Consider the following 23,118-nt stretch of genomic DNA (forward strand, 5'->3'; position numbering starts at 1 on the left):
TATTTAATGGATTAACGACTAAATTTATCTTTGAAAATTTGATTACTTGGAATCCCAGCATCTATAATTATTTTTTCCACTTCACTCATCATTGCTTCTGGACCGCATAAGTAAAACTCAGCCAAATGTAGTTCTGATTTTTGGTTCATATACGGCAGAAGTACTTTTTGAACATAGCCTGAGTGCCCTTGCCATTCTTCTGAAGGATTAGAAAGAGTAGGAATATAAGAGAAGTTTTTATGCTTCTCACTCAGTGACTTCAATTCATTATGGTATAGCAAGTCATCTTCAGTTCGCGCACCATAGATAAGAGTCAAACCACTTTTATCTTTATGCTTTTTCAACTGTTCAAAAATAATAGACCTCAGTGGTGCAAGTCCTGAACCCGCACCTATAAACACGCGACTAACTTTTTTATTTGAAGTGGCATAAAAATCAGAAAAAGGGCCTCTTGCAGTTATCGTTTCACCTACTTGAAGTGAACCTAAATAACTTGAACCTATTCCTGCTTTAAAACCATTCTTTGCGGTCTGCCAACGGATATTAAACATTAACTCATCAGACTCCTCGTCAAAGTTAACTAATGAGTAGTGGCGAGTTACACCGTTATGAGAAAATTTTCCATGATAGTAGCTATCCCAGTATTTTTCATAGCACTCTGGCATATCATCTGGACGTAAGCTATTCATCCCTGCTGGCACATCAAATTGCATATATGCACCAGCTTTAAATGCCAACTGTTTGCCTGATTTCAGCTTAAATTTCACTTCCTTGATAAAAGGAGTAATGAAATTAGTCGCAACCACAACTAGCTCATGATTTTCAATATTGCGATCAGTATTAACTTCAATCGAACTAATTTCAGAAAACCTATGCTGACATCCAAGCCGATAACCTTCCTTAAGTTGCTCCTGAGATAAATGTTCCTGTTCAGATAGTGTGATAGGTAATTTAGTTGAACTTAAGAACACGCATTTGCCACAAGTACCGCCACCACCGCAACCTGAAGGAAGGTATACATGTGAACTAGCTAGCCCTTCTAATACAGTTGAGCGACCAACTGCTGAGATGTCAGTAATAGTATTTTCATTGGAAAACGTCACTGCCACTTTTTGCCTGTTAGTGCCCCAACCTAGCTTCAGTAAACCACTTCGATACTGTTGTATCAGCCAAGTAACACCAGTAATTGAAAGGAATAGCGTTGCAAAAGCAAATGCAATGATCAACCAATGGTTAAATCCTCCAGAATTGCCATAGTCCATAAAGTGAAGCTTCATCATCAGATCTTTCAATCTGAAATCATCATTGGCATGGCGAAGTACTTGACCTGTAATACTATCTAAATAAATAGTTGTATTGTTCTCATCCTCAACGGCAACTTGCCACATAGGATTTTGCTGCCTTACGTGATCAGAAAACGGAGGTTGAGATAACACTGGAGTAGTTAACTTACCCTGTCCTGAGTAGGAGTTTTTTGCCAAAGTTAGTACTTGTTCTTCAGACAAATTAAATGGCTTTCCTGTTACAGCATCAAATAGCTTTGAGTGGCGTTCTTGATAGCTATGCTGCCCCTTATCGAACACAAAATGATAGTAAGGCTGATGTAAAACCCATATAAGGTTTACTTCCTGCGGAGCATTACTAGTAATGTCTTTAATAGGGAATAGGTCAAAGCCTGTAATGCTACCTTCATGATGAGAATGAACTCTAAGTTCATTACCACTGGCTTTACTGTGATCCATCAAATTGAAGTAAAGGCCCGTTCCCAACCAAATAAGCAGTTGTAAACCAACAAATAAAGAAAGCCACTTGTGTATCGTTGTATTTAACTTAAATAGTCGCATCAAATGACTCTCTTTTTATTTGGGGAAAGCACTCGGTAATAAGTCAATACTGCGCCAGTAATTGCTCCCATTAGACCTAGAGTTGCGACCAAGAACAAAAACCAGTTAGATACGTTTTCTCCATCATAGTAATCCATAATGTGGAACCGCCACATCCAATCAAACAATCGCCAGTAATCATGACGCTTGGCAACAAGTGATCCTGTTTGTTGACTTATATAAAATGTCGGTGTGGAGAATTGCTCAAACGTCACTCTCCAAACAGGTAAATGCCTTGGGGACAACTCAGCAGGCAAGTTTGTCGCTGACTTAATCAACCTTATGCTGTCGATTTGATGATTCAGCACATAATGGTATTGTGCGATTTCTTTAGCCTTGGTTTCATCTACAAGGGCCTGAACAGCTCCAGTTTTAGCATCTATTGCTACTTTTCCATTTTCTCCATTAATAAAAGAATACAAAGGACGGCCCATACTTTGAGTAAGTGTAACTTGGCTAGCTTTAGGATAATCCGCAGCTAGCTTTACAATGGAGTAATCCATACTTGCTAAATCTATTTTGGCTTCCTCACTCTTAGCCAAGGTTTCGCCGTGTATATAGTGAATATCCATAGTCACCATATACACACCAGTAATCGACCAGAAAAGGAATTGTATCCCTACAAATGCCATTAGCCATTTATGGTACTTCCTAGCTTTTCTAAGCATTGTTTTTTAGCTCCGAGTTAGAAAGTTCCTTGTTAAAGGCGTTTACTTCGGGCTTTTTAACGATTGAATAAATCGCGGGTAAAACAATTAGAGTTAGCAGGACTGCACTTGTCATCCCACCTACCATTGGTGCAGCAATACGACTCATTACCTCAGAGCCTGTTCCTGTACCATATAAAATAGGCATTAGGCCGATAATGATTGTCGCTACTGTCATCATTACAGGACGAACACGTAATCCAGCACCGTGCAATAAGGCATCTTGATATTCATCTTCTGAGATGAGTTCTGCTCGCTCTTTCGCTTTTTCCTTAAGTTCAGCGAGCGCCTGATTGAGATATACCAACATTATTACGCCAATCTCAACAGCTACTCCAGCCAGAGCAATAAAGCCTACACCAACTGCTACAGAGAAGTTGAACCCTTCTAAATACATCAACCATAACCCACCGATCATTGCCATCGGTAAAGTCACAATGATGATCGCAACTTCGCTAAACGCTCTGAAGTTCAAATAAAGCAAAATAACAATAATGGCGAGCGTCAATGGAACAACGTAAGTAAGCTTGGCTTTGGCTCTTTCCATATATTCGTATTGACCAGCCCAAGTAATCGAATAACCTGCTGGTAATATAAGATTTTTAGCTAAATGCTCTTTTGCACTTTCAACATAAGTACCTACGTCAACGCCCTCTATATCAATGAACGTCCAACCATTAATACGTGCATTTTCACTCTTGATCCCCGGAGGGCCTACTTCTACTTTTATTTCAGCTACGTCACCTAGTGCGATGCGTTGTCCATTTGGAGTGACAACAGGCAAGCGCGACAACTGCTCTGGAGAGTCACGATAATCTTGTGGGTATCGCAAGTTGACAGGATAACGCTCTTGACCTTCTACTGTTTGAGTGACATTCATCCCACCAATAGCAGTTGAAACTACTTGTTGTACGTCATCGATGTTTAATCCAAAACGACTTGCTTTCTCACGAGAAATATCAACTTTGATATATCGTCCACCTGCAACTCGTTCAGAATAAACTGAAGCGGTTCCTGTCACCTCTGGTAACAATTGCTCTATTTGTTGCCCTATCTCTTGAATCGTATTTAAATCAGCTCCTGCTACTTTAATACCTACTGGCGTTTTAATACCTGTTGCCAACATATCAATACGAGTTTTGATTGGCATAACCCAAGCATTCGTCAAGCCCGGAAACTTAACCAACTTATCAAACTCAGCTTTTAGAGATTCTGTTGTAACTCCCTCACGCCACTCTTCTTGAGGCTTCAACTGAATGAAGGTCTCAATCATAGTTAGAGGCGCGGGATCAGTTGCAGTTTCAGCTCTTCCTACTTTACCAAATACTGTTTCAACTTCTGGCACTGTTTTAATTAGCTTGTCTGTCTGCTGTAGAATTTCTCTTGCCTTACCAATGGAAATTCCCGGATAGGTAGTCGGCATATACATAAGATCGCCTTCGTCTAAAGGAGGAATAAATTCACTACCAATTTTATCGACAGGCCAAAAACCAACAATCGTCACTAATATTGCTGCTACTATTGTCGATTTAGGAAACTTCATAACTTGCTTTAAAACAGGCATGTAGATAGCAATAAGCAGTCTGTTTAAAGGGTTTTTCTTTTCTGAAACAATTTTTCCTCGAATAAAATACCCCATTAAAACAGGAACTAATGTTATCGCTAAGCCTGCTGATGCGGCCATTGCATATGTTTTTGTGTAAGCAAGTGGAGAAAACATTCTTCCTTCTTGCGCTTCCAAAATAAATACTGGCAAGAATGAGACTGTAATGATGAGCAAACTAAAAAATAGTGCTGGACCGACTTCACTTGCAGCTTTCGAGACTATTTGCCAACGATTTTCATCCGTTAGCGGTGTCTTTTCCATATGCTTATGCATATTTTCAATCATCACTATTGCGCCATCTGTCATCGCACCAATTGCAATAGCGATACCACCTAATGACATAATATTCGCATTGATACCTTGCATATGCATGATGATAAATGAAGCTAAGATGCCAATAGGTAGAGTGACAACTGCAACAATCGAAGATCGCAAATGAAACAGAAATGCAACACATACAATCGCGACGACAGCAAGCTCTTCGAGCAATTTACTCCATAGGTTTTCTACCGCCTCTCCTATTAAGCCAGAGCGATCATAAACCGTAACTATTTCAACTCCTTCGGGTAAACCTTTTTTTAACTCTTCTAATTTGGCTTTTACTCCATCAATAGTTTTTTGTGCGTTTTCACCAAAGCGCATAACAACAACACCACCAACGACTTCTCCTTCACCATTTAGTTCAGCAATGCCTCGTCTCATTTGTGGACCTAGGTTGACTTCCGCCACATCGCCAATGGTAAGCGGGGTTCCTTGTGCGTTAACACCAAGAGGGATCAACTCTATGTCGGAAATACTTTTGATATAGCCAGTTGCGGTAACCATGTACTCTGCTTCCGCCATTTCAACAACTGAGGCACCTGTTTCTTGGTTACCACGTTTAAGTGCCATTTGAATGTGACTAAGTGGTATACCGTAGGCTCTTAATTTATCGGGATCGACTTGTATTTGATATTGTTTAACCATGCCACCAACAGCAGCAACCTCAGAAACTCCCGGTACAGTTTGCAATTCATATTTTAAGAACCAATCTTGAATACTACGCAATTGGCTAATATCTAAGCTGCCCGTTTTGTCTACAAGGGAATATAAATAAACCCAGCCAACGCCTGTGGCGTCAGGTCCTAGTTGTGGGCGTGCGGTAGCAGGTAGCGAAGGGGCTACTTGACTTAAATATTCAAGTACTCTGCTCCTTGCCCAATATAAATCGGTGTCTTCATCAAAGATGACATAAACAAAGGAGTCTCCAAAAAATGAATACCCCCGAACTGTAATAGCCCCCGGAACTGACAGCATTGCTGTTGTTAAAGGGTAAGTAACTTGATCTTGCACTACTTGTGGTGCCTGACCGGGATAATTCGTTTTAATTATCACTTGAACATCAGAAAGATCTGGTAATGCATCAACTGGTGTATTTTTAATTGAGAATAACCCACCACCAATCAAAATTAAGGTAGCTAAGATGACAAAAAAGCGATTACCTATCGACCACCTAATAATTGATTCAATCATTATTTATCTCCTAACTTAATGATTTGAATGGTCAACAGCACTTTTAGGTTCATGCTTTAGTTGCTCATTTGATTCAAGATAGATTTCAGTGATAACCAAATTATTTCTCACCTCAAAAGTGAAAGTGACGTTATCACCAACATTGAAATCAACTATTTCTATATTGTCCGCGACTATAAAATCCATCGTCGCAGCAGGTCTATCCCATTTCTCTATTGGGCCTCGGCTAATATTTAGAATACGCGTATCAACATTAATCGCATTGATTAGACCTGATACTGTTGCAAAAGATACTTCTTCACTCATATCAGCAGACTCACTCATGATATGAATTCCAGTAATTTCATATCCACCATCTTCGGTTTTACTCACCTCAAAGTGCAAAGATTGACCAGACTTTAATGAGTCAATATCAACTTTTTCAGCCACAGTAAAATCCATAACCATCTCAGGCCAATCCCAAGCTTCAGCGGGGCCGTGACTGATATTAACCATGCGATGCCCAGTCATAACACTATTAACATCTCCTTGCATCCAAACAGAGTTGGGCACTTCATCGTGAGTCATTCGTTTAAAGTCAGAGCTTTTACTTGATTCAGAATCAATCAAGAATTGAGCTGATGTCACCACAACATCATCTTCATTAAGGCCCTCTAAGATTTCGATACTATCGATATCAACACGGCCAATAGTCACTTCAATAGATTTAAACTGGCCATCCCCTAACGCAAGTACAACTCTGTCTTGTTTACCTGTTCGAATAACAGCTTCTTTAGGCACAAGTATGGTGCTATCAGCTTGATTAGCGTGAATAGAGACTTGTGCGAACATGTTTGGTTTTAATTGATAGTCAGGGTTGTCAAACTTCAACCTCACTCTGAGTGTGCGTGTTTTACTGTTCAAGGTTGGATAGACATAATCAACGACACCAGCCCAGTCCTCACCGGGTAAATAGTCAAGTGTCATTGATACAGGAAGTCCCTCTTTAATTAAGGCTGCGTCACGTTCAAACACTTCTGCTTCAACCCAAACTTGATCTAGCTGACCAATGCTTAATATGGTGTTTCCCGGCTTTACATAAAAACCCTCTCTAATCTTCAAACCATCAACAACACCTGCCTGAGGGGAGTAAAAGGTGATGTTTTGCTGAACCTTTCGTGTCTTTTCTAGCTTTTGAATAAAGTCTGCTGAAAGCTGTAACGCTTTAAGCCGATCTTTGGCCGCCGCAATTAAGGAACTATTATTGCGCTTTATAGCTATTAATAGTTCTTCTTGCGCGTTAACTAGCTGAGGAGAATATAGTGTATATAGAGGCTGCCCTTTCTCAACAGGATTACCTGCGGCTTTGACGTAGAGCTTTTCTATCCAACCATCTACACGTGGATGGATGTGAATTAGCTTATCTTCATCATATTGAACGTAACCTACGGTTGATATTTCAGTATGCATATTTTTAAGCTCAACAGGAGCAGTGCGAACCCCAAGATTATTCACTACATGAGGCGCGATTTTTACGGCTCCGGGGCCAAAGTCATCACCAGATGATCCTTCTTCATACACAGGAATTAAATCCATACCCATAGGCGACTTACCGGGCTTGTCACGACGGTAATTAGAATCCATCGGTGCAACCCAATACAGCGGTTTTTTCTCTCCTGATGTAGCTTCATTGCCATTACCGCTTGAACCTGTACCTTGATATAAACTTAATGCTCCAGCACCTAGTGCAGCACCAATGATGATGGCAATAATTGTTTTAGTATTCGTTGACATTATTTTTCTCCAAATTGCTGATTGGATAAGTGCTGATTAGTTTTGTGTGAAGTTTGCATCGACTTATGTTCAGCATTTGAATTAGATTGAGAATGCGCAAAGAAATAGTTGATACGAGCAACTGTTTTAAGTGCGTCAACATCAATTCTTAAGGCTGATATTCTGGCATTTAATTCTGCGATTCTTGCTCGAACAACTTCGGCAAAATCGCCATCATCATTTGTGTAAGCTGTCAATGACGCTTCTGCTTGGTCATGAGTTTGTTTAAGGAGTTGTTCTTGATAGATAGATTGCCTATCAGATAAACGCTTAAGCTGTCTAAGCTCCTTTTCCACCATACTGATCATTTGCTTTGTCAGTAATAGTTTCTCGGTTTTAATAGTCTCTGAATCTGCAATAGAAGCTGCAACTTGCTTATCTTGTCTGTTCTCGGTGAACAAGGGTAAATCAAACGTTACTCCAACAGAAAATAAATCAGCTCGGCTATCACCAGAGGGCATATTGTCACGATAGGCATAACTAGCATTAACACCCCATTGCGGCTCATATTGCTGTTTAGCTAACTCAACTGCTTTTTCTGAAGCTTTGCGTTTTATATCAATTGCAAGTATGGCTGGGTGATTCGAAAGCTCCTGAGCCAATAGATTTCTTGAGTAATTAGATGCTTTTAGGACTGTTGAATTGTTCAAATGAATTGTAGGCAACTTTTTAGAAACCCTAAACTCTAATGGTTGCGTATCAAAGTTGAATGATTCATTCAAGCCAGCAGCATCGTAGATATGAAGCCACTCATTAAGGCGAGCGATTGTTGTTTCTAGTTTCTGCTTTTGCGAAGTTAATCGGTCATCTAACTGCACGATTTCCAATTGAGCACGAATAACATCTTGTTGTCTGGTTTTACCAACAACATTTGAGTAGCTAGCTTTAGTAACTTCCGCCATCTGCTCAAAGAGCGCCCAATCCGCTTCAATCAATTTAATGGTTTGTTGGGCTAAGTAAGCATCTAACCATAACTGTGATACTTGGCTTATCAGTTTAGCCTTACGATCCTCTCGTAGCAGTGGAAATTTCGTTGACTCAATTTTTAATTGCTCTTGTTTAATCTTTAAACTATCACCTCTAGGAAACATTTGAGAAACACCAACCTTTAGTTGAGTCATTCCTTCCTGATCTAAGTCCCAAGTATCTGTTGGTAAATTCATTATCCCTAGTGATACTTTGGGGTCAGGCAAAGTACCTGAAGCGATACTTCTATTTTCAACCGCGCTTTGTTTTAACCGACTCCCATGAAGCCAAGGATCATTTTGCTGAGCCAAGGTGATAGCTTGTTCAAGTGACACTACTTTCTCAGCTTGAGCTGAGAATACAGACAAGCCGAGCATTAGCGAAGTTGAAAGTAGAGTAAGGCTTGAAACATTTAATCTCATTAGAATTGCTCCTCATAAGCCTTAACTTCTGCATATACTTTACTCGTTCCATCTTTAAATAAAATTAATACGTTATATGACATAAAGCGGTCGCCGACTTCCATACCCGGAGAGCCAACAGGCATTGCTGGGACAGATAATCCAATCGCATTGGGGTGCTCTTCTGACAAGAACTGCTGAATAAACTTAGCCGGTACATGACCTTCAAAGGCAAACCCATTTCTACTCACTGCCGTGTGGCATGAACGGTAATTAGGTTTGATACCATACTTAGTTTTGATGTTGCCGATGTTTCGGAAATCTTTGGAATGCGCAACGATCCCTTTGTCTTCAATATGAGTTATCCATTTTTTACAACACCCACAAGTTGGGGTTTTATAAACGATTAACTCCAAAGGTGTTACGTCGTTATTGTGTGCATGCTTATGTTCATTAGCGTTTGCAAACGCAGGTGAAAGCAGCATTACAACTGCTATTTTTAAATACTTATTGATCATTTTTGCCCCCAGACGTCGCTGGAAAATAGCTATAGCGCTACGACGCTATATTGACTAACAGAAAAATTAATTACATGTGTGCGAAATTTGGACGCACTAATCCTGTATTAGGCAAAAATTGGTGGACGATAAAGGGAAGTGGAAATTGAATGAGGTTGTTTAGATTGCATAGCAGCTACAGATTCACTCAATATTTGAATATCTGTCGAGTCAACACTGGAATTTAGGACTGTCGTAGATGAGCAAGCATTTGCAGGACAAATACATTCAACGTCACAACAATCTTCTGATTGACCATTACTGCTTTTATTCATATCACCATGATCCATGTTCATGTTCATGTGTGATTCATGAGAACCTGATGACATTTCGCAAGGCATAGCAGAATACGCAAATGCTTGCCCTACAAAGGCAAACAGCATAAGCGTTATCACTAAGACTTTTGAAAATGCTTTAGACATAAAATTCTCATAAAAATATACATGTCTATGCTAATACAAATTTTCGAATAAGTAAATTGATGTCATGTAAACATTTATGAATATTTGACTAACGTCAACTTTTTCAAAGAGGTAAGTGACAAATAATAATCTCATCAGACTTCTTATCTTCGTTATTCAATGGCTTTTATTTTGAGACTTAAGTTGCTCTCTCATTTCTAAAACTCGATCTACCGAATAAGCTCCCGCCCTCATAACAACCAGTTCAACAAACGAAATATCAATTAACTTATGGTCAGCATCAATCACATAACAACTCTCACTATGTGTGTATATTTCTAACTTATCCTCATCAGCAGATTTGCTAACAATCTTTGAAGTTACCATTTGCTCAAATGGCCGAAATCTGAATGTTTCATCGTCAATAACAACCCCTGACAAAAACTCCCCAAGAAATGATTTTTCAAAGTCTTTATAGTCATAGACCGAGAGTATGTAAGCATCCTTTAAATATGTTTTGTCCATTTGTTACTCCCTACTAATAGCCAGCAGGGAGCATTTCTCGCAACTCTAATAGCTCATTTGGAGAGTACATACACTCATGCATTAAATTGAACTCAAATACATCTACATCAAACTTTTGGGGTTCTGCATCTAAGATATAAAAGTCAGCACCAAAAGTTCTATATTCAAGACCGTTTACTTCCATGACTTTCGTGGAAAACAAAGCCTCACCTTTTTTACCGTTCTTACTATCCTCAGCAAAAGTAGCGTAAAGCACCTGTTCAACCTTATCTTCTAAGTCAGATTTAATTGAGATAAGTGTTGCGTTAGTTAGTTTTACTCTTGGTCTCATGCTTTTGCTTCCTTCTTATCTTCTAGGCAAAACGGGCGGAAAAAACTAAGGTACTTAACTCCATTAACTTTTAGTAAATTGTTGTCAGCATCAAAATGTGACAGAACGCTAGACTGATACAACGAAATATATTTTTCATAATCGATGGTGTTAAAAAAATTGGTATCGACACGTCGTGCATGGAAAACAAGAGCTTGCTGATCGATACGAACAATGAACTTTTGATCACCATCTAGATTTTTAACCTGTAGACATAAATCAGGTTTGTGCCAATCAGATACAAAGGAAGGAATCAGTGGGAAGCCATATACCAAATAGCGCATACCTTCGATTTTGAAGGTTGTTGGATTGAACTGAGCCTTATTTACTTTGCCGCTACGGAATAATTCAAGTGTCAACACCAGCCAGTGCTCATGCTTAGAAAATGTATTTCCTTCAGAAATACAGCCTTCGAACTCACTATCATGGTTTACATGATTGATGTACATGTATTTTTTAATGTCATTCAAGGAAAGCTTTTCAACCGGAAACTTTGAAGCTATGAGCCTGAAATAACAACCATGAACTTTTAAATCTGCATATTGAACTATCAACGGATCATCAAAAGCATCGAAATATGGTCGCCACTCCAGCCTAAAGTCAGCACCAGTGTTTACAATAAACTTGGCATCTTCTGGCAACCCTAATACTTGGTATATCACTGAAACTAACTCTAATGTTTCGATATCTACCAGCATCAGGCTTTCAATACGGTTTGCCATTGACTCAATTTCTTTATGAAGCGATTCAATAATTTCTTGATCATCGTATTCATTGATCATTAAGTATTTCAGGGAATCGTGCTTTAGAATTGAATCCAGTTTTTTCTGTTCAAATGCTTCAGTGAGGCTATTATGGGTATCAGAAAAATGAGGGCAGTTATAAACACCTCTAGCCCACAGGCCTTGGGCGTAAAGATCAGGAAACTCTAATAACTCAGCAAACTCTTTTGCTTGTTTATTGAGTTTATTCTTTAATTGATAAAGTGAGATCATTTAGTTCTCCAAACAACTTTCTAATAAACAATGGCCTACCAACACATTGCTTTATTTATTGTTCAAATAACCAAATTTTTACGGATGCTCCGCTTCACTGTTCACGTTTTTCAAGGCGAAAAACATGTGTAGGCGTAGGCTGTCCGTTCAGCCTTCTTATTATAATATCGCCAAAAAACAAAATGACAACTTACGTATTTGTACAACTTTAGGTAGATATTTTGAGTTTGAACTCTGAAAAGCTAAGCCCAAACAAGGATACGACCATCTCTTCATTTATATTGGAGCCGGGAAATTTTTTTTCAAAATTTCCAATAATGCTATCTAGGTGGCTAGCTAATATTTTTACTAAAAATATTTCCGAGTTTGGTGAGAGTGCAGACAGTGCTATCAATGGGTTGTCAAAGGATTCAGCTTTTATTTTTACTAGTAAATCGCTGTAACTGTCACAGCCATATAGACAAATAGCTGCCCCTTCTTGGGCTTGTCCAAGGGGAATAGTTAATAATTTAGATAATCGTTTTGCCTGCCTTTTTATATTTACTAGCAGGTCTTCTTTTTTAAAAGACATCAATACACCAAAAAACGGCAACGCTAGGCCACGCACCTATGTCACTCAGTTTTTATGTGAATATTTAATCTTTTAGTTCAGAGTAAATCCATTTCGTCCTGTTTTCGTGGGAACGGGCTTCTCTGAAAAGCCACTGCAAAAAGCAGTGGCCATTGTCGCAATATTATAAGGAAATGTGAATGGTAGTTTGATGCCTACATATTCTTTTCAGTGAATTCAGCCAAGCTACTACGCTCTACTTCATCAAAAATCAGCACTGATCCTTTTTCATAATGACGAAACACATTAACAGCCGCACTTGCACCAGAAGAAGCAGGTGTTACAAACTTATCGTCAATCTGGGCTAGGTTGCCCAATACGATTGTCCGACAATTTTTGCCACCGCGACTAAGCATTCCTTTAATTTGAGCACGGGTCATATTTTGTGCTTCATCAATTATTAAAACAGCATCGTCTATTGAACGGCCACGAAAATAAGCCATACTGGTAAATTCTATATTAGCTCTTTCGATCACATGTTCAACTGTAGCGTGAATATTTCCTTCATGATTATCATCCGAGTGCATCGAAATTAATGCGTCAGTAATACCTGCCAGAAGAGGCATTGATTTTTCAGTTAAATCCCCCGGTAAGAATCCCGGATCGTCGTCCATAAAGTCTCTGGAGCGCACCACAACGATTTTTTTGTACTTTTTCAACTCCAATACTTGATGCAGCGCCGAAGCAACTGCCAAAAAAGTTTTTCCGGAGCCAGCAGGACCAAGGATGATATTTAAATCATAGTAAGTGTCTGTTAATTGGCTTAAAGCTACCGCCTGACGCTGGTTTTTAGGCAATATGCCCCATATCTTTTCTTGCTTACGCGGCAATAATTTTGTGTATACCTCAGTATCTGTTACTTCTGAAATCCGGCCAATGTGTCCGGCTTCATCGTACCAATACATGTTTGGCTGAACTTCATCGTTGAACAAGCTTATTGGGAATGTATAAACCTCTCCTGAGACTTTGAAATCTTTATCTGATTCAATTCGATCAAAAAGATCGCCTTCAAAAGCCTGTACTCCTGTGTATAAAAGATCAATATCTGATATTTGATTATCTACGGCAACGTCCTCAGCCCTAACCCCAACTGTTCGAGCTTTCAATCGCATATTAATATCACGGCTAACAATTGTTACGTCTTTATTGAGTTCTTTTTGAAGATATAAAGCATAATTAATTATTCTGTTATCAGCATCACTTCCTATCCCGTGCTTTAACTCCTTAGCCAGATCCAATTGAGTGTCAATTCCAATGAAAAGCTTTCCTCTCTGGGCTGTTTCGGTAGATGGTAAAGGAATACCTATTTCCATTTCCTCGGCTGTATGTCCATTTATAATGTCTTCAAGCATTCTAATGCACATACGGGCATCGGCACTTACCGATTTATTAGTTCTTTCTTTCAGGTTATCAAGCTCTTCAAGGACAGTTAGACAGATGTAAATATCATCTTTGTAGCTAAAAATAGATTTTGGATCATGTACTAATGCAGATGTGTCTAGTACACGAGGATTTCGATTATCAATAGAGCTTTTCATTACGCAGCCTCCCAAAAGATTGAATCGTTGCTAGGCTTTGTGTTGTACTTTTCTTGTAAATTACAAATTTTGAGTAAAGGTTTATTGTTGAGAGACTGCTCAGAGTAGCTAAGGTAATCAATTTTTTTGGAAATTCTTTTTACTTTTTCTACAGGCCAATAAAAACAAGGGGGTAAAAACTTTAAAATACCCCCAATTCGGGGTTGTAATATCACCACGGCATTTTGAATACTTCTTCCTCGCATAAAGTTAACCGACTTAAACTGCATGTTGGCTTTTTCCATAATGTAGTTGCGACTAGATACCGGGTTTTCATCGCCTTTGTGTAACACTTCTAGGGTATCGGTTATGGCAGCAAGCCAAGGGGCCATTTTCTCTTCTTCGGTACCAGGTAAAAAGCCTATTGATTCAGCTATTTCGGGGGTATTTCGGGTTACGATAACTTTATCGTAAATGCCTTTTTCAATAATCATTTCAAGTGCGCTGGCAAGGGCAAGTAGAGTTTTACCACAGCCTGCAGGGCCGGTTAAAATAACCAGTTCAATACTTGGGTCTAGTAAAGCATCAAGCGCCATGCCTTGGTACACATTTTTTGGCTTAACGCCCCACGCAGTTTGGTTCATTAGACGTTCGACACTAATGTCTTTTAAAGTAATGGTTTTATCGTCGTAGCTTTTTACTCGTGCCGCAAAATGGTCGCTGCTATCAAGTATATACTCGTTATAAAACACATCACTTATGGTACTCTTTGCTATATGATGGTAAGTGTCGCGTCCTTGTTGCTCAGTTTCACACTCACCGACATGTTGCCAAAAATCACCTTCTATTTTTTTGTAGCCGCTAGTTAATAGCGCAATATCATCAATTAATTGGTCTGTGCGATAGTCTTCAACAAACTTCAGCCCTGCTCCTTTCGCTTTAAGGCGCATGTTGATGTCTTTGGTAACTAGCACAACTTTGCTATCACTGTGCTGTTTTTGTAAATGTACCGCGCAGTTAATTATGCGGTGATCATTTTCGTTGCCTGGTAACCCTGAAATGCTATCGGCAAATAAATGGTCATTGACAATAATTAAACGACCGCGAGACTCTGTTTTCGCCTTTTTATTACTTGGCAACGCGACACCTTGCAACATTTGCTCTGGTGAGGCGTCTTTGAGTATTTCATCCAAACCACGAATTGCAACACGGGCATCACGGCTAACATCATGTTTTCTATCCTTTATATGATCGAGCTCTTCTAATACGGTCATCGGGACAACAACATCGTGTTCTTGAAAAGATAAATAAGCGAGGGGTTCGTGGAGTAAGACATTGGTATCGAGCACATACATTTTACTATCAAGGTTCGAAGCTTTTTCCATAGCACTTTCCTTACGTTTTATGATTTTTATGCTATACCCAATTAACTAAACAAGCAGCGATTAAAGCGGTTATTTATTTGTTAGGTATATACTCAGTTTAGTCTATTTGCAGCAAAAGTCCTTTTTATGACAGCCAAAATTACAATTATTTAAGTGGTTAAAATACATACAAAACTTACCTGTAATATTGACTTAAAAAGGTTGACTAAATTTAATTGTGTGCGGCGAGTTTACTGCCTTGAAGTAGCCTGATGTTACAGGTAACATAGCCGCCTTTTTCTTCATAGACGAGACATACATGAATTTTTCCTTAGGTCAGCGTTGGATCAGTGATACTGAGTCAGATTTAGGATTAGGCACCGTAGTTGCCCTTGAAGGCCGTCAGGTCAGCATTTTATTTCCAGCCAGTGGTGAAAACAGAGTTTATTCTTTAACAGAAGCACCTGTTACTCGTGTCGCATTTAATCCAGGCGATGTTATTCGCAGCGTTGAAGAGTGGGAACTTGAAGTAGAGTCAGTTGAAGAACAAGGTGAGCTTTTATGCTACCACGGTACACGTGTTGATAACGGTGAAAAAGTTCAGTTAAAAGAGACCTTTTTAGATCACTTTATTAAATTTAATAAACCGCAAGACCGCTTATTTGCAGGCCAAGTAGACCGTTTTGATCGTTACACCCTTCGCTATCAAACTTGGCAGCACCAGTTCGAGCGTCAGCAATCACCTTTAAAAGGCTTAATTGGTCAACGTGCCAACCTAATACCTCACCAGCTTTATATTGCACAAGAAGTGGGTAAACGTTTCGCGCCGCGTGTTTTATTGTCAGATGAAGTGGGCCTTGGTAAAACCATTGAAGCGGGGATGATTTTACATCAACAAATCATTAGTGGCCGAGCTAGCCGCGTATTAATTGTGGTGCCTGAAAACCTGCAACACCAATGGCTCGTTGAGATGCTTCGTCGCTTTAATTTACGTTTCTCTATTTTTGATGAGGAACGTTGTGATGAAGCATTCGCAGACTCACCGAATGTATTCGAAACAGAACAGTTAGTACTTACTAGCCTTGAATTTTTAAGCAAGAAAAAACGCTGGTTTGAACAAGCAACATTAGCCGATTGGGATTTACTCGTGGTTGATGAAGCGCACCATTTGAGTATTACAAATGGTAAACCAAGCACAGAATATCAACGCATGGCTGAACTTAGCCAAGATATTCCAGGCCTTATTTTACTGACAGCAACACCCGATCAATTAGGCCACCGCAGCCACTTTGCGCGTTTGCAATTACTCGACCCTGATCGTTTTTATGATTACGATGCTTTTGTTGAAGAAGAAAGTAACTACAAAGATGTCGCAGAAGCTGCCAATCAACTACTCAGTGAGCAACGCTTAGATGACACGGCTCGCGAGACATTAAAAGCCTTATTAAAAGAAACCGATATCACTGAGGTGCTTGCTAAAGCTGAGCAAGGTGATGAAACCGCGCGTAATGAAATTTTATCAATGCTACTGGACCGCCATGGTACCGGCCGTATTTTGTTCAGAAATAGCCGCAGCGGTATTGATGGTTACCCAAGCCGTAAACTCCACGCTTACCCAATGGCGATGCCAAAGCAATATAAAACCGCAATGTCGGTCTTAGGGAATATAGGCGGCATTCAAAGTGCTGAGCTAAGTGCTCTGCGCGCGTTATTCCCAGAAAAAATATTTCAAGAATTTGAAGGTGAAAACGCCAGTTGGGGCGCCTTCGACCCACGTGTTGACTGGTTAATTGAAACATTAAAAACACTAAAACACGAAAAAGTCCTGCTAATTTGTGCTAAAGCTGAAACAGCGATTAGCCTTGAACAAATTTTACGAGAGCGCGAAGCCATTAAAGCATCTGTGTTCCATGAAGGTATGTCGATTGTTGAGCGTGACCGTGCTGCGGCATTTTTTGCTGATGAATACGACAGCGCACAAATCCTTCTGTGTTCAGAGATTGGTTCAGAAGGCCGTAACTTCCAGTTCTCACATCATTTAGTGCTCTTTGATTTACCTTTGAACCCTGATTTGTTAGAGCAACGTATTGGTCGCCTTGACCGCATTGGTCAAACGCAAGATGTAAACATTCATGTGCCTTACTTTGAAAATACAGCACAAGAAGTCTTGCTACGCTGGTATAACGAAGGCCTAGATGCGTTTGAAACAACATCAACCACAGGGCAAATGTTGTATAAAGAATTCGGTGAAGAGCTGCTTGAATTCATTGGTACACATAATTGTGATGAAGAAGAGCTAGACCCACTACTAGAACAAGTTGCTAGCCAAAATGCAAAACTGCGCAAACAAATGGAAAGTGGTCGTGACCGTTTATTAGAGCTGCACTCAAGTGGTCAAGGCCGTGCTGAAAGCTTAGTCGCTGATATCGAAGAGCTAGATGACCAGTTTACATTGCCAAGTTACATGATCAATGTGTTCGACACTTTTGGTGTAAGCCAAGAAGATAAAGGTGAAAATACCATTATCTTAAAACCAACCGAGCATATGTTGAATCCCTCTTTCCCTTGCTTAAAAGATGACGGTATTACCGTGACCTTTGACCGTGCAACTGCACTATCGCAAGAAGATGCGCATTTTATCAGCTGGGATCACCCGATGGTGCAAGGCAGTTTAGACATGATTTGCGATGATGACTTTGGCACAGCATCGGTTGCCCTGCTGAAAAACAAAAAACTCCCTGCGGGTACATTTTTTGTTGAGCTTATCTTCATTGCAGAAGCCATGGCACCGAAGTCATTACAGGTAGGTCGTTTCTTACCGCCGACTCCTATTCGAGTTTTACTTGATAAAAGCAGCAATAACTTAGCCGATAATGTTGCCTTTGATGCCTTTAACCAACAGCTTTCTGCGGTTGGTCGTCAAACGGCAAGTAAGTTAGCCAGTGCGCTACAAAGTGCCATTCACCCAATGATCACCAGCGCTCAGGGGTTAGCCCAAACAAAACTCGACGCATTGCGTGTTGAGTCATTAGAAAAAATGCATACCGCATTAGGTGAAGAGCAAGCCCGTTTAACCGCGCTTAAACAAATTAATCCGAATATTCGTGATGAAGAGCTTAGCTTCTTTGATAAACAACGCAGTGACCTGACGACCTATATTGAAAAAGCCCAAGTTAAATTAGATGCGATTCGTTTGATTGTTGTGTCGCACTAGAGCGAGTGACGTAAAACGTTTAAATAAGCAACGCGATGTCATCCCACATCGCGTTTTTTATATTAAAAACGCAGCGAGGCTTATCACCAACGCGACGGCGGCTAATTTGCAAAATAGAGCAGCTAAGCCTTTATTTTTCTTAATAACATCTTCTGTGTAAGCTTTTTTTAAATACACAGCTTGTAAGTCAGTAAGGTCTTTGCAGTGCCAACACTCAGGCTCGCGGTCGTTAACGTGTAATCCGCATCGTGTGCAAGGCTTACTGCGAATACGGCCCAAAAAAAACATTCAATGACTCCTGTTTTGCAAATTCGCTAAGTAAGCAACTGTATATCGGATAACAATTCAAAACCACTCCTAGCATTGTGTAAGCATTGATACTCCTTTAAAATAACGCCCTTGCATATCATCGAGGCTGGCTGTGTTACTCAATTATAATCCCCCAATGACCCCCTATTTGAGCATTGTTTATCAAGATGATGATTTACTGATCGTCAATAAACCAAGTGGTTTACTTACGGTGCCGGGTAAGGACCCAAAACATGCCGATTGCCTTATTGCACGCGTTAACCGCGTATTTCCTAACGCTAAAATTGTTCATCGCTTAGATATGGCAACCTCAGGGATTATTTGTTTAGCGATGCATAAAGAAGCACATCGCAATCTAAGTATTCAGTTTCAAGATAGAAAAACCGCCAAACGCTATGTTGCGCGTGTATTTGGTAAGCTTGAACAGCAAACAGGTTCCGTCGATTTACCGCTTATTTGTGATTGGCCTAACCGCCCTAAACAAATGGTTGATCACGACAAAGGCAAGCCTTCATTAACACACTTTAAAGTACTTGAGCATGAAGCTCAGGCAACGCGCGTTGAGCTGACCCCAATTACAGGGCGCTCTCACCAACTACGTGTGCACATGCTGTCTTTAGGTCACCCAATTTTAGGGGATAGACTGTATGCCCACTCAGAAGCATTAGCGCTGGCTCCTCGTTTGCAACTGCATGCAGAAATGCTGAGTTTAACTCACCCTGTCAGTGATGAAACGCTTGTTTTTGAGGCAGCTCCTGAGTTTTAAGACAATTAGCTAAATATTTTACCAATACTGCCGATAGTTAATTTAATCACTGATTTAATTTAAGACTCAGGAAATTTCGGCATGAAGTTAAAACCCGCACATTGCTTAGTTTACGCAGCCTGTTTTGCGTTGATGGGTAATGTGAATGCTGCCGATTTTATTAAACCCACCCCTTGGTCAAGTTTGGTCACTAACGATATTCAACGCTTTTTACCCAGCGATGAAGTACGTCCCCTGCTTGCCGGTGAAGATGAGTTCATTAGTTTATATCGTCAATCTATGGCGCCAACACAACGTGGCATCGTGTTAATTATTCCTGACTGGCAAGACGTGCCTACCAATAATGCGGGGATCAACTTTTTACGTAAGCAATTAAATGATATTGGCTATGCGACACTCGCTATGACAATGCCTGATATTGACTGGCACCCTGCCGATATGGCGATGCCAGAGCCCACTGATAACTCTGAAACTGAGTCAACAACGCAAAATAACCAGCAAGCTGACTCAGCTCCACCAGCCCAAACACAACAAGCGCCTCACTTTGTCTCAGCGAAGCCAAACATAAGTGAAGCGATACTTGATGATTATAAGCTCAAGCTTATTGCACGTTTTAATGCGTTATATAACAGCGCGATGGATGAAGGTGGCAACATTATAGTACTGGCGCAGGGTGCCAGTGCTGGGCTACTTATTGAGCACTATGCAAGCTTTCCCAATAACGAGTTGAATGCCTTTATTAGTTTAGGAAGCTACCTTCCAAACAGTATTCGAAACCAGCATCTCAATGCCACGTTGTCGACCATTAGCCCACCACTGTTAGATATTTTCTACAGTGAAGGTAACCCAGACACACTTCAAAGCGTCAACGATAGAAAACGCTGGGTTAGGCGCAACGCTAAATATGATTATCGACAACGAGAATTGTTCGGAACCCCCACAGAACCTGAGCAACACGAGCGGTTGCTCAAAGAAGTCGACGGCTTTTTACGCCGCCTTCTTTAAATATTCATAAGCGGCTTGAATATCTTGGCTTTTCTTCACCGCGACTTCCATCATGTGCTTAGGTAGCCCTTGCGATACCAGCTTATCAGGGTGATGCTGTGCCATGAGCTTACGATAAGCTACTTTAATATCACGCGCAGACGCATCCTTACTTAAGCCAAGTAACGCAAGTGCCTGAGCACGGTTCATGCTATTGTTTGGCGGGACTCGATGACCATGTTGCTCATTATGAGTACTGTGTTGTTGGTTTTGTTGCTCATAAAAGCGCTGTTGCTGCTGACGAAATGCAAATTCAGCTTGGTAACGTTTTAGTAAGAATGAAAATTGTGTGCGCGAAATTCCTAACTGTTTACTCACCTCGTGCAATAATTGTTTTTCTTGTTCTGCAAGATGACCATCAGAGAATGCCATTTGAATTTGAATTTCTAGAAACAATTGCAGCAAGTCATGACGACGGGCAAAACGTTCTTTAAAATCATGAACCGTTTCTTTTAGTGAAAAATCGGCTTCTTTACCGCTTCGAAATGCATCTTGTGCTTCACGGCGCTCATCACCCGACAAGCCCATTTCATTCATAAAGACACTCGCAGCTTTAATGTGCGTTTCACTGACTCGACCATTTGATTTGGCAATATGACCCATAACCGCAAAGCAGCTTGAAAAAAACAGCGCTTGACGTTCATTAATATCATCACCTTTAAACAGGCCGGAGAAACCGCCCGCTTTATCAAAGTCTTGTTTTAAGCTGCGATCAAACATGTGACCAAGGTACAACCCCAGCAAAGCGCCAACAAACCGGCCAAACATAAAGCCAAAACAGAATCCCAGTACTTTTCCCCACATAATGATAAACCCTCGTTGTTATTTTACAGCTAAGCGCTGGTTTAGTTCGTCGAGTCTGGCTGGTGTGCCTATGTCGTCCCACTGACCAAGGTACAGCTCAGTGGATACTTGATACTCTGCCAGCTTCTCACGCAGGATAGGCCCTAGTGCAAGCACACCCGGTGTTAGGCCTTTAAAAAAGTCAGCATGAAAACGGCTAATACCTGAAAACGTGTACTTTTGACTATCGGGACCTAAATGGCGTAACGCAAAATCACCGTCAGGATTGTGGGCTGGGTTTTCAACCAAAACAAGGTGCGCTTCGCCGGGTTCTAAATGCAGTTGTGTGAGTGACGTCATATCGTAATCAGTAAATACATCCCCGTTAATCACCACAAAGTGCTCGCCAAGCAAGGGCAAAGCGTGAAGTATGCCACCGGCTGTTTCAAGCCCACCTTCGCACTCTTGGCTGTACTGTATGGTGACGCCAAACGCTTCGCCATTGCCAAAGTACTGCTTTATTTTATCTCCTTGCCATGCAAGGTTTATGACAATATCAACAATGCCTGCTTGGCGTAAGTTAATAATGTGGTGTGCTAATAATGGTTTACCTGCCACTTTTAACATCGGTTTAGGCAGCGTACTAGTCAACGGCATCATGCGTTTTCCACGGCCTGCCGCTAAAATCATTGCTTTCATTTAATCTCTTTGTCTAACCGCTTTTTAGTCTGCACAATGATAGTGTGTTCAATCCACTCACTGAGTGCACTTAACTCTGGGTAATCTTTACTTACATTACTAATATACTGAAGCGTTGGCAGCACATTATTTAAATAGCCAGATTTTCCATCGCGTAATTTTAAACGACAAAAAATACCGGCCGCTTTCAAGTGACGCTGTATTCCTGTTAAATCAAACCACCGTTTGAACACCTCAAACGTAATTCCGTGAATTAACTGCTGCTTGGTAAATTCGTCATAGGCAAAATGCAGTAAATAGTCGAGTTCATGTTCAGGAAGTTGAAAGTAGCAATCTCGAAGTAACGACACTAAGTCATAACACACTGGCCCTTGCACTGCATCTTGGTAGTCAATAATCGCCCACTGCTGTCCTGTACGCATAATATTTCTACTATGAAAATCACGGTGTACGGTCACTATAGGTTGCGCCAGCGCATTATTGACCAGCAGTTGACAGGCATCTTGCCACATCTGTGTTTGCTCATCCGACAACGAACAATCAATAAACGCATCGACAAGCCATTCGCTAAAAATGCTCAATTCAAATTGCAAAAAGTCATCATCAAACACTTTCATATATTGAGCAGGCGGTGTTTGCGCCCATTGTGCACTGAGCTTTATGAGATGCTTATAATGTAGCGTGCGGTCTTCATCGCCAAGTAAGTCAGCTAAATGTGTATTGCCTAAATCACTCAGTAAAAAGAAGCCTTGCTTTTCATCAGCCTGAAGAATTTTTGGTAATTTAAAACCATGTTTAGAGAACACTTTGTTTAGTTCAATATAGGGCGTGTTATCTAATTTATCAGGATCAGAATCCATCACAATGAAGCTTTGTTCTGCGGTATTAATACGAAAATACCGACGAAAACTCGCATCGCCAGTGATGGCTGCTAATTGATATTCATCCTCCTTAAAATGAGGATTTAAAAACTGCTGTAAACTTTTATAACGATTCATTTAGTAAGATATCTATTTTTCACTAAGTCAATTACTGTATTTGCCATTGTTTTCCTTTATTATGTCTAGCTTATATCCA

General features: G+C 40.4%; 20 protein-coding genes. 3 read left to right on the forward strand and 17 right to left on the reverse strand.

Translation table 11 applies throughout. The features are described from left to right. Positions 1-11: 11 nt before the first annotated feature. The 13 genes from GZH31_RS13255 to GZH31_RS13315 all read right to left on the reverse strand — a co-directional run bounded on the left by GZH31_RS13255 (position 12) and on the right by GZH31_RS13315 (position 15,247). Positions 12-1,844, reverse strand: a complete 1,833-nt coding sequence (locus GZH31_RS13255) for a 2Fe-2S iron-sulfur cluster-binding protein (protein WP_016708252.1) — start codon at positions 1,842-1,844, stop codon at positions 12-14. Continuing rightward, on the reverse strand, positions 1,844-2,551 hold the full coding sequence (locus tag GZH31_RS13260) for a hypothetical protein (RefSeq protein ID WP_008109638.1): 708 nt from the start codon (positions 2,549-2,551) through the stop codon (positions 1,844-1,846). The genes GZH31_RS13255 and GZH31_RS13260 overlap by 1 nt, the downstream gene beginning before the upstream one ends. Further along, a complete protein-coding gene (locus GZH31_RS13265) occupies positions 2,544-5,708 on the reverse strand; it encodes an efflux RND transporter permease subunit (protein WP_074988939.1) in 3,165 nt (1,054 codons plus the stop codon). Before GZH31_RS13265 ends, GZH31_RS13260 begins: the two co-directional genes overlap by 8 nt. A gap of 15 nt (positions 5,709-5,723) precedes the next feature. Then, positions 5,724-7,481, reverse strand: coding sequence for an efflux RND transporter periplasmic adaptor subunit (locus tag GZH31_RS13270; RefSeq protein WP_016708254.1), 1,758 nt, complete (start codon positions 7,479-7,481; stop codon positions 5,724-5,726). Then, positions 7,481-8,908 (reverse strand): TolC family protein, encoded by a 1,428-nt coding sequence (locus GZH31_RS13275; protein ID WP_016708255.1) that lies wholly within the window; start codon positions 8,906-8,908, stop codon positions 7,481-7,483. Before GZH31_RS13275 ends, GZH31_RS13270 begins: the two co-directional genes overlap by 1 nt. Beyond that, a complete protein-coding gene (locus tag GZH31_RS13280) occupies positions 8,908-9,405 on the reverse strand; it encodes a DUF411 domain-containing protein (RefSeq protein WP_016708256.1) in 498 nt (165 codons plus the stop codon). Before GZH31_RS13280 ends, GZH31_RS13275 begins: the two co-directional genes overlap by 1 nt. A 107-nt stretch (positions 9,406-9,512) precedes the next feature. Further along, on the reverse strand, positions 9,513-9,866 hold the full coding sequence (locus GZH31_RS13285; RefSeq protein WP_074988940.1) for a hypothetical protein: 354 nt from the start codon (positions 9,864-9,866) through the stop codon (positions 9,513-9,515). Positions 9,867-10,022: 156 nt separating this feature from the next. Then, positions 10,023-10,370 carry a hypothetical protein gene (locus tag GZH31_RS13290; RefSeq protein WP_045979609.1) on the reverse strand — a complete coding sequence of 116 codons (348 nt, stop codon included), beginning with the start codon at positions 10,368-10,370 and terminating at the stop codon, positions 10,023-10,025. A gap of 13 nt (positions 10,371-10,383) precedes the next feature. Further along, positions 10,384-10,701, reverse strand: coding sequence for a hypothetical protein (locus GZH31_RS13295; protein WP_045979610.1), 318 nt, complete (start codon positions 10,699-10,701; stop codon positions 10,384-10,386). After that, positions 10,698-11,735, reverse strand: a complete 1,038-nt coding sequence (locus GZH31_RS13300) for a hypothetical protein (RefSeq protein ID WP_016708260.1) — start codon at positions 11,733-11,735, stop codon at positions 10,698-10,700. The genes GZH31_RS13295 and GZH31_RS13300 overlap by 4 nt, the downstream gene beginning before the upstream one ends. A 208-nt stretch (positions 11,736-11,943) precedes the next feature. After that, positions 11,944-12,306: a hypothetical protein gene (locus tag GZH31_RS13305; RefSeq protein ID WP_016708261.1), complete on the reverse strand. Its 363-nt coding sequence runs from the start codon at positions 12,304-12,306 to the stop codon at positions 11,944-11,946. Positions 12,307-12,500: 194 nt separating this feature from the next. After that, positions 12,501-13,883 (reverse strand): PhoH family protein, encoded by a 1,383-nt coding sequence (locus GZH31_RS13310; protein WP_016708262.1) that lies wholly within the window; start codon positions 13,881-13,883, stop codon positions 12,501-12,503. Continuing rightward, on the reverse strand, positions 13,883-15,247 hold the full coding sequence (locus tag GZH31_RS13315) for a PhoH family protein (RefSeq protein ID WP_180311082.1): 1,365 nt from the start codon (positions 15,245-15,247) through the stop codon (positions 13,883-13,885). The genes GZH31_RS13310 and GZH31_RS13315 overlap by 1 nt, the downstream gene beginning before the upstream one ends. A gap of 298 nt (positions 15,248-15,545) precedes the next feature. Between GZH31_RS13315 and rapA the strand changes: the two genes are divergently transcribed. After that, a complete protein-coding gene (gene rapA / locus GZH31_RS13320) occupies positions 15,546-18,440 on the forward strand; it encodes an RNA polymerase-associated protein RapA (RefSeq protein WP_074988942.1) in 2,895 nt (964 codons plus the stop codon). A 57-nt stretch (positions 18,441-18,497) separates the two neighbouring features. Here the strand turns inward: rapA and GZH31_RS13325 are convergent, their stop codons facing one another. Beyond that, on the reverse strand, positions 18,498-18,728 hold the full coding sequence (locus GZH31_RS13325) for a hypothetical protein (protein ID WP_036966004.1): 231 nt from the start codon (positions 18,726-18,728) through the stop codon (positions 18,498-18,500). 133 nt (positions 18,729-18,861) lie between these two features. On the opposite strand from GZH31_RS13325, the gene rluA reads away from it, so the two are divergent. After that, positions 18,862-19,515: a bifunctional tRNA pseudouridine(32) synthase/23S rRNA pseudouridine(746) synthase RluA gene (gene rluA / locus GZH31_RS13330; protein ID WP_180311083.1), complete on the forward strand. Its 654-nt coding sequence runs from the start codon at positions 18,862-18,864 to the stop codon at positions 19,513-19,515. A gap of 81 nt (positions 19,516-19,596) precedes the next feature. Further along, complete coding sequence (locus tag GZH31_RS13335; RefSeq protein ID WP_180311084.1) at positions 19,597-20,520, forward strand: DUF3530 family protein; 924 nt, start codon at positions 19,597-19,599, stop codon at positions 20,518-20,520. Here GZH31_RS13335 and djlA read toward each other — a convergent pair. Genes djlA through GZH31_RS13350 form a run of 3 tightly spaced genes read right to left on the reverse strand, consistent with a single transcriptional unit; the run spans position 20,503 to position 23,039 of the window. Next, positions 20,503-21,363, reverse strand: coding sequence for a co-chaperone DjlA (gene djlA, locus GZH31_RS13340; protein WP_065979659.1), 861 nt, complete (start codon positions 21,361-21,363; stop codon positions 20,503-20,505). The genes GZH31_RS13335 and djlA overlap by 18 nt on opposite strands. 18 nt (positions 21,364-21,381) lie before the next feature. Then, the gene (murU, locus tag GZH31_RS13345; protein ID WP_065979658.1) at positions 21,382-22,041 is read right to left on the reverse strand and encodes an N-acetylmuramate alpha-1-phosphate uridylyltransferase MurU; all 660 of its coding nucleotides are present in this window, start codon (positions 22,039-22,041) and stop codon (positions 21,382-21,384) included. After that, positions 22,038-23,039, reverse strand: coding sequence for an aminoglycoside phosphotransferase family protein (locus GZH31_RS13350; protein WP_036965989.1), 1,002 nt, complete (start codon positions 23,037-23,039; stop codon positions 22,038-22,040). Before GZH31_RS13350 ends, murU begins: the two co-directional genes overlap by 4 nt. Between the last annotated feature and the right edge of the window lie 79 nt (positions 23,040-23,118).

Source organism: Pseudoalteromonas sp. JSTW, from assembly GCF_013423925.1.
Lineage (GTDB): Bacteria > Pseudomonadota > Gammaproteobacteria > Enterobacterales > Alteromonadaceae > Pseudoalteromonas > Pseudoalteromonas lipolytica.